Raw genomic sequence first — 12,227 nt, 5'->3', positions numbered from 1 at the left:
AGAGGCTTGCGAGGGAGCGTGTTCGCCGGGCGCTCGCGGGGGCGAGGAGACCGCTCGGTCAGACCTCGATCGTCATACCCGGAACTGCGAGCTCGACCGAGGGGAACCCGGCGACCGCCCGCTCCCGAGCATCCGGAGCATTGACGTGGGTCAGCAGCAGGCGCTTCGCTCCGGCGGCTGTGGCGAGCCGCGCCGCGTCTTCCGGGGTGCAGTGGACCGCCCCGTCGGACGGATGCACGGAGGCCCCGGCCTCGCAGAGGAACAGGTCCGCACCCTCGGCCAACTCCACGAGCCCCTCGCAATAGGCGGAGTCGCCGGAGTAGGCGAGCACCGCTCCGGCCGCCTCCACCCGCAGCCCGAAGGCGGGCAGCCCGTGATCGAGGGGGCCCCAGCCGAGGGCGAGCTCCCCGACGACGATCTCGTGCCAGCCGCGCATCTCCGTGGTGTCGAAGATCTCGGGGATCTCTGCCGCCGATCGATGCCCGAGAAAGCCGACCATCCGGTCGACGAGGCCGGGAGGACCGATCAGGGGAAGCGGATGCGGGAGCCGCAGGTCGGCGAACCGCAGCGCGTAATACGCGGTCAGCAGGTCGGCCGTGTGATCGGCGTGGGCGTGCGAGATCCAGATGGCGTCGAGATCGGACAGGGGGATGTGCCGCTGGAGCTCCGCGAGGGTGCCGGTGCCGGCATCCACCCAGATGGAGGTCTGCCCCTGTTGCACGAGATAACCCGAGCAGGGGTTGTCGGGGCGGGGATACGGCGCCGAGGTGCCGAGGATCGTGAGTTTCATGCGCGAGTCGCCTGCCATTCCTCGAGGAGTTGGGGAAGTCGCTCCCGCATGAACCGGAAGTAGTCGGCCATCTCGACGGCGCGATCCCGGGCCTTCGACTCCGGCGGCAAGGCCGCGGCGCCCTTCTCGGCGAGCGCGATCAGATGCGTGTACAGCGGTGTCTGTGAGCTCGAGGTGGCGTACCAGACGTGCTCGGGCAGTTCGTAGCGATGGCGTCGCGTCCCCGGCACCGTGTGGCGTCGGATGATCGAGAGGCTCTGCAGGTAGCGAACGGCGCCGGAGATCGCTGCGGCACTCGCCCCCAGACGCTCGGCGAGCTCGTCCGCGGTGGCGCTGCCCGACTCCTCGGTCATGAGCATCATCATCACCCGCGCGGCCATGCGCGGAAAGCCGGCGGCCGCAAGGGTCGCCGCCGTCTGTTCGGCGAATTCGTCGATTCCGGGGCCGCTGCTCATAGGGTCAAGTCTCTCCTGCGGGTGAGGGCTGCCGCTGCGACGGCGACGGCGGCTGCGATGGCGAGCATCGCGACAGCCGGCCACCAGTGAGCCCCAGACCCGGGCAGCACAGGGGTGTGCGCGAATGGACTGATTCCCCGCACCCACTCGGGGAGGCCGAGGAGGCCGCCGAACTCCGCGAACACGAATCCGATGGCGAGCAACCCCCAGCCGACCGCGACGGTGACCCGCGGCGCGAGCACCAGGACGAGAGCACTGACCGCGGCGAACATCGCCGCGGCGGGCAGCTGCACGAGGGCCGCCGCGAGGGAACTGCCGATGCGTTCCGGATGGCCCGAGACCGCGAACGAGACGCCGGCGGAGACCCCGCCGACTACCAGTACCCCCACGATGGACAGCGACGCGACAGCGAGGGGGTCGAGGATGAGCCTCCCGCGGTGCACCGCGCCCGATGCCACGAGTTCGGTGTGGCCGTCGGTCTCCTCCGACCGCGCGCGCAGCACAGCCTGGATTGCCGCTCCGGCGGCGAGCACCCCAAGGAAGGTCATGATCGCGGCCACGAAGGTATCGAGCAGTCCCGAGGTACCGGCGGGCACCAGCCCGTGCACGGCAGCCCTTATCGACGCATTGGACCCCACCGCAGCCACCGCGGGCTCTGCCAACCCTCCCGCGAACACACCGAGGAGCAGGGCGCCGGAGCACCAGCCGATCATCGCGCTGCGCTGCAACCGCCAGGCGAGTCCGAGCGACCCCCTCAGCGAGCGGGAAGCACGGGCGGGTCCCGGTCGTTGACCGATGACCCCTGAGCCGAGATCCCGTCGCCGCACGAGCATGACAGCCACGGCCGCGCCCACGGCGGCCAGCGCGACATCCAGCAACAGAGGCCAGGCTGAAGCCCGCCCGAATGGCCGCACCTGCTGTGCCCAGCCGATGGGCGACAGCCAGGACGGCCAGGCGCTCGCGATGCGCAACGGGCCGTCGCTGGCCGTGCCGAGAGCATCGCCGAAGGCTCGCAGCAGAAACGCTCCCGCGATCGAGATGCCCGCGATCGCGTTGGCGGCGCGAGATGAACGGGCGAGCTGTGCGGCAACGGCGGCGATACCGCAGAACGCGAGACCGACGGCACCGGTCGCGAGCCCTACCAGCACGCTCCCGGCGAGCGGTAGGCCGGCAAGCGCGAATCCGAGCCCAACAGCACTGGCGATGCCGACGTTCGCAAGGGCGCCGAGTGAGAGCGTGGCGATGAGAGCGGATGACCGAGTCACCGCGGTCGCTCCAACGAGTTCCGCGCGGCCGGCCTCCTCATCGCCGCGGCTGTGCCGCACGGTGAGGAAGGTGCTCATCAACGCAGCCATGATCGCCAGGTAGGTGAAGACCTGGAAGGTGATGACGGCCCCCTCGGCCACACCATCCGGAACGCCTCGGATGGCGAGGAGGGCCGGGTTCGACGCGGCGAGTGTCATGAGGGCGGTGCGCTCCCGGAGCCCGCCGAATTCGGAGAGCACCGCGGTCGCACTGAAGGCCGCGAACAGTCCGGTGCTGAGAATCCAGATCGACAATTGCCGACGATCGCGGCGGGCCTGGAAGCGAAGGAGGCGCAGCATCAGGCGGAGCTCGCTGAACCGAGCGCGAGGTCGTCACCGTAGTGGCGAAGGAAAAGGTCTTCGAGCGAAGGAGGCGCAACCGTGAGGCCACTCACGCCAGAGTTCGCGAGTGCCGCGAGCACCGGCGGGAGGGCATCCGTCTCGACCTCGAAGACCAGCTTGTCGCCCTCGCGGCGTGCGTCGTGGACTCCGTCGAGAGCGGCGATCGGCGCGACATCCGCCACCGTCACCACGCTGAAAGTCGTGCGGGTCAGGTGACGAAGGTCGCTGAGACTTCCTGTCTCGACGGTGCGTCCTGCTCTGATGATCGTGACCCGGTCGCAGAGCTGCTCTACCTCGCTGAGGATGTGGCTCGAGAGCAGCACGGTCGCCCCGCCGGCGACCACCAGCTCGACCCGGCGACGGAACACCGCCTCCATCACCGGGTCGAGGCCACTCGTCGGTTCGTCGAAGAGGTAGAGCTCGGCGGGTCGCGCGAACGCCGCGATCAGCGCCACCTTCTGCCGGTTGCCCTTGGAGTAGTTGCGCGCGATGACGCGCGGGTCGAGCTCGAACTCATCGACGAGCTCGGCGCGCAATGCCTCGTCCGCACCGCCACGGAGTGAGGTGAGCAGATCGATCGCCTCGCCGCCGGTGAGCCCGGGCCAGAGGTCGACATCGCCGGGAACGGAGGCGAGTCGCCGATGGATCGCGAGGGAGTCCCGCCATGGATCGAGGCCGAAGACGGCTGTCGCCCCGCTGCTGCCTCGGATCAGCCCGAGCAACACGCGAAGGGTCGTGGACTTCCCCGCACCGTTCGGCCCGAGGAAGCCGTGAACCTCCCCCTCGGCAACATCGAGGTCGAGACCGTCGAGGGCGTGAACCCGTCCGAAATTCTTGCGAAGACCCGCGGCTTCGATGATGGAGGGCATGGGCTGACCATACTCGTGATTCACAATCTTGTGAATCACATGAAAACTCGTTACTGCGGGGACGGCGGAGCCGTTGTCGTTCCCGGGTGGAAGCGAGAGACGAAGGACACCGGCTGGGGATGCTCCCCATTCAGCAGCGCGATCACGCCGCGGCCCGCCGCGCGCCCCTTCTCCACCGCGGGCTGCACCATCGTGGTCAGGTCGTAGGGCGCGATGCCATCGAGCTTCACCCCGTCGAAGCCGACGATGCTGAGATCTTGCGGCACGCGGATGCCGAGTTGCTCGGCGGCACGGATCACGCCCACCGCGAGCAGGTCGCTCTGAGCGATCACCGCGGTCGGCCGGTTGCCCGCCTCGGAGAGCAATGCGAGCCCGGCCGCGAGGCCCTCTTCGATGCTGCTGGCGGCGGCCATCACTCCCGGAGCGTTTGGGAAAACCCCTCGCACGCCACGGATGCGTTCGAGCGCGGTGTATCCGGTGCTCGCGCCGATCGCCGCCTCGGTGAGCGGTCCCCGGGACCGGGCGGCATCCAGCGGCAGCGTCACCAAAGCCACCCGGCTGTGACCGAGATCGGAGAGGTGGCGCGCCAGAGTCTGGGAGCCCTCCCGGTTGTCGAGGTCGATCGCGAGCACGTCGTCCATCGGCTCGGCCTCGATCGCCACCAACGCGATCCCCCGCTGCCGGAAGATCGCCACCTGGCCGGCGAGACTGGTGCTGCACCCGATCAGCACGACCGCATCCACCGGTGCATTGCGGATGCTCGCGGCGCCTTCGCCATTCTCGGTGAGCAGGAGCAGGCCGGCTCCGAGGGACCCGGTCTCATCCGCTATGCCGTCGAGCATCGCGACATTCATGGGGTCGCGGAAGGCATCGCGCAGACGGTCTTCGATGACGACCCCGATGATGCCGGAGCGCCCACGACGCAGCGACTGCGCCCGAGGATCGGGGCCCGCGTAGTCGAGCTCGGCGGCCGCGGCCAGCACGCGCTCGCGCGTGGCGTCAGACACCGGCCCCGACCCGCTGAACGCGAGGGACGCCGTAGACGGCGACACTCCCGCGAGAGCAGCGACCGAAGCGAGATTGGGCCTCGCCCGAGCGGGTGTTGCCGTGTCATCCATGGTTTGTTAGCGTAGTCGAATCGGTTCGATCGAATCGATTCGATTCCGTCGCTCCCAGAGGGTCCCATGGCCACGCCTCTCTCCACTACCTCTGCGGGGCTTTCCCGCCCGCAGGTGCTCGCCTGGCGCAATGCACTGTTCGCCATCTTCGGCCTGTGCGGACTCTCCATGGCCAGTTGGGCGTCGCGGATCCCCGCGGTCAAGGAGGCCCTGCAGGTCTCCACCTCGTCGATGGGCATCCTGATCTTCGGTATCGCGGCCGGCTCGATCGTGGGGCTGCTGGCATCGAGCCATGTCATCGCGCGCATCGGCGCCCGTCGGACCATCGCGGTGGTGCTCACCGTCGGCGCGGTCGGGTTCGCCGTCGCCGGCTTCGGCGTGAGCATCGGACCGAGCTATGCGGTCGTCATGATCGGACTGATCATCTTCGGCTCGATGTTCTCCATCTGCGACGTCGCGATGAACCTGCAGGGCGCGGTGAACGAGCGGGTGCTCGGGCGTTCCGTCATGCCGGTGTTCCACGCCTTCTTCAGCTTCGGCACGGTGATCGGCGCGGCCCTCGGTGCTGGGGCCGAAGCCATCCATCTGCCCATTGCGGTGCACCTTCTGGTCATCGCGGTGATCTTCGCCGGGGGCGCTCTCGTCTCGGTGCGTTTCCTGCAGTCGGAGCACATCATCGCCGAGGAGGCCGTCGCCCACGACGACCACTCGAAGACCTGGCGCGGTCGACTGAGCATCTGGCGGGATCCGCGCACCCTGGTCATCGGACTCATCGTGCTCGGCATGGCCTTCACCGAAGGCTCCGCAAACGATTGGCTCGCCCTCGCGATGGTCGAGGGACATGACACGACGAAGGCCACCGGCGCGCTCGTGCTCGGCATCTTCGTGGCGTCCATGACGGTTGGACGCCTCGCCGGGGTCAGCCTGCTCGACCGCTTCGGCCGCGTTCCGGTACTGCGCGGATCGGCGGTGCTTGCCGCCATCGGACTGGTCATGGTGATCTTCGTTCCCGTGGTCTGGATCTCCGTCATCGGCGTCGTGTTCTGGGGACTCGGGGCGTCCCTCGGCTTCCCGGTGGGGATGTCCGCCGCCGCAGACGATCCGAAGACCGCCGCCGCGCGAGTGAGCGCCGTGGCGACCATCGGGTATTTCGCATTCCTCGTCGGCCCTCCGGTCATCGGATTCCTCGGGCAGCATGTGGGACTGCTGCACGCTCTTCTCGTCGTACTCGTTCTCGTCGCCATCGCCGGCTTCGCGTCGGGAGCCGCTCGAGAGCCTTTGCCCGCGAAGGCGCAGTCGAACTAGGGTCGAAGCATGACGCCCTCGATCTCCGATTCGGCACCCGTCGACAACGCCTCTCTTCGGGCGGCCGTCGAGGCGTTCGCAACGACACCCGAGCAGTCGACCTATCTCGATGTTGTGCGCGGATGCCTCCAGGGGCGCCTACTGCTCGATTCGACCGGGTCCGACCGCCCCACTGTCGAGGCCGACGGCAGCTACAGCTTCCCAGCCGGCGCGACCCTTCAGTTCGCCGGGGGCACCGGTCCCGACGGTCGGCCGGCCCTCTTCGCCTTCACCTCCCAGCAGCAGATCAACCGGATGCATCCCGACGACCTGTCCGACGTGCAGGCACTCGTGCAGCCGGCCGCCGGAGCATTGCAGCTGGCCTCCACCGAGCGCTACGGCTGGCTCTACATCGATCCCGCCGGTCCGACCTGCGCGATCTCCAACCGCGATGCGGCCTTCGCGCTGCGCGGGGATCGCAACGACGCCGTGAAACAGGCTCTCGAGATCGCGGACCCCGCAGCCAGCAAGGCCGCGGTTCTCGACGCCCTCGCCGAGAATGGCCCGCTTCTGCTCGCGGTCGACACCGACTCCGTTCCCGCCTCCGGGGTGTCGGATGGCACGCCCGTGCGCATCCGCGACTCGGTGGACCCCGACGGCAACCCCGTGCTGCTCGCCTTCACCTCCGGTCCGGAGGTGAGCGCCCGCAACGTTGCGGACTCCTTCGCCACCCGACCCGCGGCGGAGATCATCCACGACGCCATCCAGGCACCCTACGGGGGCCTGGTGATCAACCCCGGCGGCCCATGGATGGCACTCTCGGCGGAGGAACTCCGCGTCGTACTGCACCGCATCGCCGGCGCGACGCCCGGCTAGCCCGCTCCAACTAAGATCGTCGGGTGCGTCTCGTCATTGCCCGGTGTTCCGTCGACTACGCGGGGCGCCTCAGTGCGCACCTGCCGCTTGCCGCGCGCCTCCTCATGCTGAAGGCAGACGGCAGTGTACTCGTGCACTCGGACTCCCTGAGCTACAAACCTCTCAACTGGATGAGCCCGCCGTGCTCGGTGACCGCCATCGAGCCGGATCCCGACCAGGCGGATGCCGGCGTCGCCGAGATCTGGAAGGTCACCCAGGCGAAAACCGCCGACCTTCTCGTGATCTCGATCCACGAGATCCTTCACGACAGCGCCCACGATCTCGGCATCGATCCCGGCCTGCAGAAGGATGGCGTCGAGTCGCACCTGCAGAAGCTCCTCGCCGAGCAGATCGAGCTCGCCGGCGACGGCTGGCACCTGGTGCGCCGCGAGTACATGACGGCGATCGGACCGGTCGACATCCTGGCGAAGGATGACGCGGGCCGCTCGGTGGCGATCGAGATCAAGCGCCGCGGGGACATCGATGGTGTCGAGCAGCTCACGCGTTATCTCGAGCTGATGAATCGCGACCCCCACCTCGCGCCGGTGACCGGCGTCTTCGCCGCCCAGGAGATCAAGCCACAGGCACGCATGCTGGCCGAGGACCGCGGCATCCGTTGTCTCCTTCTGGACTACGACGCCATGCGCGGCCTCGACAACAGCGAGCACCGGCTGTTCTGACCGCGGTGCCGGCGCGCCCCGATCAACTCCTAGGCTTACGACGGTGACCACAAACTGGAGTTGCTTCCTCTTCGACCTCGACGGCACCATCATCGATTCGGCTCCCGGCATCACCGCGAGCCTCGCCTGGACCTTCGAGCGGCTCGGCCGACCCGTGCCGAGCCCGGCGGAGCTCCTCGCCTATGTCGGACCGCCCATCCTCGACTCATTCCGCGACCTGGCAGGGATGACGGTGGACGAAGCCCATCACGCCCTCGACGTGTACCGGCCGCACTACCTTCAGACCGGGGTCTTCAACAGCTCGGTGTACCCGGGTCTTCCTGCGCTGCTGAAGCGCGTCCACGAGAGCGGCATCCCCGTCTCCCTCGCAACCTCGAAGCCCGAGCTGCCCGCCACCACCGCACTCGACTACTACGGGCTCGCACACTACTTCACGGTGATCACGGGCGCCTCGGAAGACGAGGTGCGCAGCAGAAAGGCGGATGTCGTCGCCGAAGCCCTGCGGCGTCTGCAGGCACTCGGCGCAGACATCTCGCGCCCCGTGATGGTGGGCGACCGCGAGCACGACGTGCAGGGGGCGGCCGAGCACGGGGTACCCACGATCTTCGTCGAATGGGGTTACGGCACCGTAGCCGAGCAGGTCGGCACGATCGGTGTCGCCGCGACTGCAGAGGAGCTCGGCACGCTATTGCTCGGCTGAAGTTCCGCGCTCCGAGCTGCCACCCGGCGCCGCCGAGTGATCCCTGTGCCCGCACGATCCGGAGCGCACGCCTACCGGAGAGGTTGTCGCCTCAGGCGGGGCAGTGCAGCTGTGTCGGTCGATCCGCGCGCCGCTCGACGTCGTGATCCACCATCGGGTTTCCACACACCGGGCAGGCCTTCGCCTGAGTGGGAGGCAGGGGCTCTTCGTTGTACGGTCCGAGCGGAGGAGGGCCGATGTAGGGCAGCAGCCGTCGGTTCAGGCGGTCCCACCACGGGCGTTTTGCAACCATTCTTCGACTCCTTAGTGCACTAACTAATAGTGTACTCGCTAAGCTGGGAACATGGATCCGCTCGCCCTCGATCGCCAGGTCTGCTTCGCGCTGGCTGCCGCCTCCCGCAGCGTCATCGCGCTCTACCGACCCGTACTCCAGCCCCTCGGCCTGACCCATCCGCAGTACCTCGTGATGCTCGCGCTGTGGGAGCGCAGCCCACGCACGGTCAGCGACATCAGCGCAACCCTGCTGCTCGAGCCCGCGACGCTTTCTCCCCTCCTCAAGCGACTCGAAGCGGCAGGACTGGTCACGCGCGCCCGCAGCGCCACAGACGAGCGCGCCCTCGATGTGCGACTGACCGAGGATGGCGCCGCCCTTCGCGCGCGGGCCGAGGCGGTGCCGCCCCAGATCGTCGAGCGACTCGGGATGCCCCTAGCAGAGCTCGAACGTATCCGCGATGACTTGACGAAGCTCATCGCAGCGGCGACCGTAGAGGCATGACACCTCTCTCGATCCTGTTCATCGGCGGCACCGGAACGATCAGCTCCGCGGCGAGCGCCCGCGCCATCGAAGAGGGCCACAAGGTGACCCTGCTCAACCGGGGTCAGTCCACGCTTCGCCCCGTGCCGCTCGGCGCAGAGGAGCTCGTCGCGGATGTGCGGGATCCCGCCTCGGTGACGGATGCCCTCGCCGGTCGCGAGTTCGATGTCGTGGTCGACATGGTGGCCTTCACCCCCGGACATGTCGCGCAGGACGTCGAGCTCTTCAGCGGGCGCGTGGGCCAGTATGTGTTCATCTCCTCGGCATCCGCGTACCAGAAGCCGCCGGTGCGGCTGCCGATCGTGGAGTCGACCCCGTTGCGCAACCCCTACTGGCAGTACTCCCGCGACAAGATCGCCTCTGAGGATCTGCTCATCGCGGAGTACCGCCAGAGTGGGTTCCCCGTCACCATCGTGCGCCCCTCGCACACCTACGACCGAACGAGCCTGCCGCTCAACGGGGGCTGGACCGCGATCGACCGCATGCGCCGAGGCGCACCGGTCGTGCTTCACGACCATGGATCTTCCCTCTGGGCCCTCACCCATGCCCGCGATTTCGCCGTCGGATTCGTGGGCCTGCTCGGCAATCCGCACACGATCGGCGGCGCCATCCACATCACCTCGGACGAGCTGCTCAGCTGGACCCAGATCACCCACCTGATGGCGGATGCGGCCGGCGTGGTGCCCAACATCGTGCATGTGACCTCCGACGCGATCGCCGCGGCAGACCCCGACATGGGAGCGGGTCACCTCGGTGACCGCAGCCACTCGATGGTCTTCGACAACAGTCTCGTGAAGTCACTGGTTCCCGCGTTCAACCCCACGATCGGATTCGCTGAGGGTGCCCGAGAGATCATGGGCTGGTACGACGCGCATCCCGAACAGCAGATCGTCGATCCAGAGCTCGACGCGCTCTTCGACCGGCTGGCGGCGAGCGCGGGGGCGTAACCCCGCCCCCGCCGACGTGAATCCCTCGCGGCGGGAGCTACGCGCCCTCGCGGAGGCCTACGCTCCTCGCGGCGGGAGTCGTGTCTCCCTCCACGACGGCGTAACCCCGCCGCGACGGGTTCACGCGACGGACCACCCCGCCCGCGGGCGTCAGCCCTCCGAGACCACGACTTCCTCGGCGATCTGCGCGGCGGCATCGGCCGTGAAGACCCCGGCGCCGGGAACGAGCGCGTTCGCGGTCGCGGCACCGGCCGCCAGGCGGAGAGCATCGTCGAACGGATCCCCGCGGTCGATGCCGGCAAGCAACCCGCCGAGGTAGCTGTCACCGCTGCCGACCGGGAACCGGCCGATGGCACCGGTCCACGTCGCCCGCCAGCGCGATGAGTCGTCGACCGCGATCGACCCCTCCGCGCCGTCCGTGATCACCACCCGACCACGGGTCACCGAGCGGATGCGCTGGGCCAGGGTGAAGGCGTCCGCGCCGGCGTCGGCGTCGGCGCCCAACAGTTCCGCCGCCTCCCGCCGGTTCACCTTCACGAGGTCTGGTCGAGCATCGAGGGCCGCCGCGAGCGCCGCGCCATGCGTATCGATGGCCACGTTCTGTCCGAGCGAGTGGCCGAGACGCACGATGCCGGCGAGCTCGTCGACCGGAATCGACGACGGCATCCCGCCGGAGATCGCCCACCAGCCGGGTTCCCCGGGGCGCCCGAGCAGGCGCTCCAGCGCGGCGAGCTCGTCGGTGCTGATGGCGGACGGATGCTCGTACAGCTCGGTCAGCAGCCCGCTGGCCGCCGAAGCGACCGACACGCACGTGCGGGTCTCCGCCACGGCATCCACGGTCTCGAGCGGCACCCCGGCAACCGCGAGCTGCTGCCGCACGAAATCTCCGCTCGTACCCCCCAGAATCGCCACCGCCCGCACGGAGGCCCCCACCACCCGGGCCGCGCGCGCCGCATTCAGTGCCTTGCCTCCTGCGACCCGCATCACTGCAGTCGGCCGGAAGGTGCCGCCCTCTGCGAATTCCTCGACGAGATAGGTGACGTCCACCGAGGGGCTGAGGGCGACGAAAGTGATCATCCGAGGTGCGCGGCGAGCTCTGGCATCGTCGCCTGGGCCGGCGTGCCTCCGGCGGCTCGCGTGGAGAGCGACCCTGCCACTGTGGCCCAGCGCAACCGTTCGGTCTCTGAGGCGACTCCGCTTGCCACGGCCGCGAGATACCCCGCGTCGAAGCTGTCGCCGGCGCCCGTAGTGTCTACCGCGTCGAGCACCAGCCCCGGAGCGCGCACGACCGGGGAATCGGCGGCCACGGACCATCCGCCCTCCCGGCCCGCCTTCGCGACCACGCGCGGACCGAGTGCGGCGAGCCCTCGCGCCAGGTCTTCGTCGGTGTCACCGGTCACGCCGAGTACGCCGGCGATCGCCCGCAGCTCCTCGAGGTTGGGAAGCAGGATGTCGACGAGCGGCAGCACCGCGGCGAGGCCGGCCCATTCTTCTGCCGGGTCCCAGTTGGTGTCGAGACTCGTCGTGATGCCCTGTGAGCGGAGGCTTCCGAGCACCGCCGGCAGTTCCGCGGCGAGATCGGGAAGCAGGAAATACGAGGCGAAGTGCGCATGGGTGGCGCCGGATGCCGCTTCAAGCACCGCGCGCGCGGTGAGGGTCGGAATGGACCCGAGCAATGTGAGGATCGACCGGTCGGCCGGGGCGGAGAGGATCACCGAGAGTCCGGTGGGCAGCGTCGGGTGCACGCCGACGGGCGCGACATCCACCCCCGCGTCGACGAGCCAGCGTCGGGTCAGCCGACCGAACTCGTCGTCGCCCACAATGGCCGCGAGGGCAGTCGGCATCCCGAGCCGGGCGAGTCCGTGCGCCACGATCCCGGCCGAGCTCCCCAGGGTGAGATCGGCCGAATCCAGCAGCTGTTCCGCCTGGCCGAAGCGAGGGATCACGTCTCCGCGCAGCACGAGGTCGACGTTGGCGTCCCCCACCACGAGAATTCGCATTCCAGACTC

At 68.9% G+C, this 12,227-nt stretch carries 14 protein-coding genes; 6 read left to right on the top strand and 8 right to left on the bottom strand.

The features are described 5' to 3' along the window. Positions 1-58: 58 nt before the first annotated feature. From F1C58_RS00410 to F1C58_RS00390, 5 genes are read right to left on the bottom strand one after another with little or no spacing between them, the layout of a single operon-like run. A complete protein-coding gene (locus F1C58_RS00410; RefSeq protein ID WP_219732004.1) occupies positions 59-790 on the bottom strand; it encodes an MBL fold metallo-hydrolase in 732 nt (243 codons plus the stop codon). Further along, positions 787-1,245 carry a GbsR/MarR family transcriptional regulator gene (locus F1C58_RS00405; protein ID WP_185202103.1) on the bottom strand — a complete coding sequence of 153 codons (459 nt, stop codon included), beginning with the start codon at positions 1,243-1,245 and terminating at the stop codon, positions 787-789. The genes F1C58_RS00410 and F1C58_RS00405 overlap by 4 nt, the downstream gene beginning before the upstream one ends. Continuing rightward, complete coding sequence (locus F1C58_RS00400) at positions 1,242-2,804, bottom strand: ABC transporter permease (protein WP_219732003.1); 1,563 nt, start codon at positions 2,802-2,804, stop codon at positions 1,242-1,244. Before F1C58_RS00400 ends, F1C58_RS00405 begins: the two co-directional genes overlap by 4 nt. A gap of 44 nt (positions 2,805-2,848) precedes the next feature. Beyond that, on the bottom strand, positions 2,849-3,760 hold the full coding sequence (locus tag F1C58_RS00395; RefSeq protein WP_185202101.1) for an ABC transporter ATP-binding protein: 912 nt from the start codon (positions 3,758-3,760) through the stop codon (positions 2,849-2,851). Positions 3,761-3,810: 50 nt separating this feature from the next. Beyond that, positions 3,811-4,878, bottom strand: coding sequence for a LacI family DNA-binding transcriptional regulator (locus F1C58_RS00390; protein WP_185202100.1), 1,068 nt, complete (start codon positions 4,876-4,878; stop codon positions 3,811-3,813). 66 nt (positions 4,879-4,944) lie between these two features. On the opposite strand from F1C58_RS00390, the gene F1C58_RS00385 reads away from it, so the two are divergent. The 4 genes from F1C58_RS00385 to F1C58_RS00370 are packed head-to-tail and all read left to right on the top strand — an operon-like array spanning position 4,945 to position 8,457. Next, positions 4,945-6,183 (top strand): MFS transporter, encoded by a 1,239-nt coding sequence (locus F1C58_RS00385; RefSeq protein WP_185202099.1) that lies wholly within the window; start codon positions 4,945-4,947, stop codon positions 6,181-6,183. Between the two features lie 9 nt (positions 6,184-6,192). After that, entirely contained in the window at positions 6,193-7,038 is an 846-nt protein-coding gene (locus F1C58_RS00380; RefSeq protein WP_185202098.1) for an SseB family protein, read from the top strand. Between the two features lie 23 nt (positions 7,039-7,061). After that, entirely contained in the window at positions 7,062-7,757 is a 696-nt protein-coding gene (gene nucS, locus F1C58_RS00375; protein ID WP_185202097.1) for an endonuclease NucS, read from the top strand. A 43-nt stretch (positions 7,758-7,800) separates the two neighbouring features. Beyond that, entirely contained in the window at positions 7,801-8,457 is a 657-nt protein-coding gene (locus tag F1C58_RS00370; RefSeq protein WP_185202096.1) for an HAD hydrolase-like protein, read from the top strand. A 91-nt stretch (positions 8,458-8,548) separates the two neighbouring features. On the opposite strand, the gene F1C58_RS00365 is transcribed toward F1C58_RS00370, so the two are convergent. Continuing rightward, entirely contained in the window at positions 8,549-8,749 is a 201-nt protein-coding gene (locus F1C58_RS00365) for a hypothetical protein (protein WP_185202095.1), read from the bottom strand. 51 nt (positions 8,750-8,800) lie between these two features. On the opposite strand from F1C58_RS00365, the gene F1C58_RS00360 reads away from it, so the two are divergent. Both F1C58_RS00360 and F1C58_RS00355 read left to right on the top strand, forming a co-directional pair. Next, positions 8,801-9,232 (top strand): MarR family winged helix-turn-helix transcriptional regulator, encoded by a 432-nt coding sequence (locus F1C58_RS00360; RefSeq protein ID WP_185202094.1) that lies wholly within the window; start codon positions 8,801-8,803, stop codon positions 9,230-9,232. Next, positions 9,229-10,218, top strand: a complete 990-nt coding sequence (locus F1C58_RS00355; RefSeq protein WP_185202093.1) for an SDR family oxidoreductase — start codon at positions 9,229-9,231, stop codon at positions 10,216-10,218. Before F1C58_RS00360 ends, F1C58_RS00355 begins: the two co-directional genes overlap by 4 nt. 150 nt (positions 10,219-10,368) lie before the next feature. Here the strand turns inward: F1C58_RS00355 and F1C58_RS00350 are convergent, their stop codons facing one another. Continuing rightward, complete coding sequence (locus F1C58_RS00350; RefSeq protein ID WP_185202092.1) at positions 10,369-11,295, bottom strand: 1-phosphofructokinase family hexose kinase; 927 nt, start codon at positions 11,293-11,295, stop codon at positions 10,369-10,371. Next, positions 11,292-12,218, bottom strand: a complete 927-nt coding sequence (locus F1C58_RS00345) for a carbohydrate kinase family protein (protein ID WP_185202091.1) — start codon at positions 12,216-12,218, stop codon at positions 11,292-11,294. The genes F1C58_RS00350 and F1C58_RS00345 overlap by 4 nt, the downstream gene beginning before the upstream one ends. Positions 12,219-12,227: the final 9 nt, after the last annotated feature.

Origin of the sequence: Glaciihabitans sp. INWT7 (assembly GCF_014217685.1) — a bacterium.
In the GTDB taxonomy this organism is placed as follows: domain Bacteria; phylum Actinomycetota; class Actinomycetes; order Actinomycetales; family Microbacteriaceae; genus Lacisediminihabitans.
The sequence above is the reverse complement of the archived record's forward strand: the minus strand, read 5'-3'. Positions and strand labels throughout refer to the sequence as shown.

Coding starts and splice junctions, on each gene's coding strand:
- F1C58_RS00410 (WP_219732004.1), bottom strand. CDS start 790: ATGAAACTCACGATCCTCGGCACCTCGGCGCCGTATCCCCGCCCCGAC.
- F1C58_RS00405 (WP_185202103.1), bottom strand. CDS start 1,245: ATGAGCAGCGGCCCCGGAATCGACGAATTCGCCGAACAGACGGCGGCG.
- F1C58_RS00395 (WP_185202101.1), bottom strand. CDS start 3,760: ATGCCCTCCATCATCGAAGCCGCGGGTCTTCGCAAGAATTTCGGACGG.
- F1C58_RS00390 (WP_185202100.1), bottom strand. CDS start 4,878: ATGGATGACACGGCAACACCCGCTCGGGCGAGGCCCAATCTCGCTTCG.
- F1C58_RS00385 (WP_185202099.1), top strand. CDS start 4,945: ATGGCCACGCCTCTCTCCACTACCTCTGCGGGGCTTTCCCGCCCGCAG.
- F1C58_RS00380 (WP_185202098.1), top strand. CDS start 6,193: ATGACGCCCTCGATCTCCGATTCGGCACCCGTCGACAACGCCTCTCTT.
- F1C58_RS00365 (WP_185202095.1), bottom strand. CDS start 8,749: ATGGTTGCAAAACGCCCGTGGTGGGACCGCCTGAACCGACGGCTGCTG.
- F1C58_RS00360 (WP_185202094.1), top strand. CDS start 8,801: ATGGATCCGCTCGCCCTCGATCGCCAGGTCTGCTTCGCGCTGGCTGCC.
- F1C58_RS00355 (WP_185202093.1), top strand. CDS start 9,229: ATGACACCTCTCTCGATCCTGTTCATCGGCGGCACCGGAACGATCAGC.
- F1C58_RS00350 (WP_185202092.1), bottom strand. CDS start 11,295: ATGATCACTTTCGTCGCCCTCAGCCCCTCGGTGGACGTCACCTATCTC.
- F1C58_RS00345 (WP_185202091.1), bottom strand. CDS start 12,218: ATGCGAATTCTCGTGGTGGGGGACGCCAACGTCGACCTCGTGCTGCGC.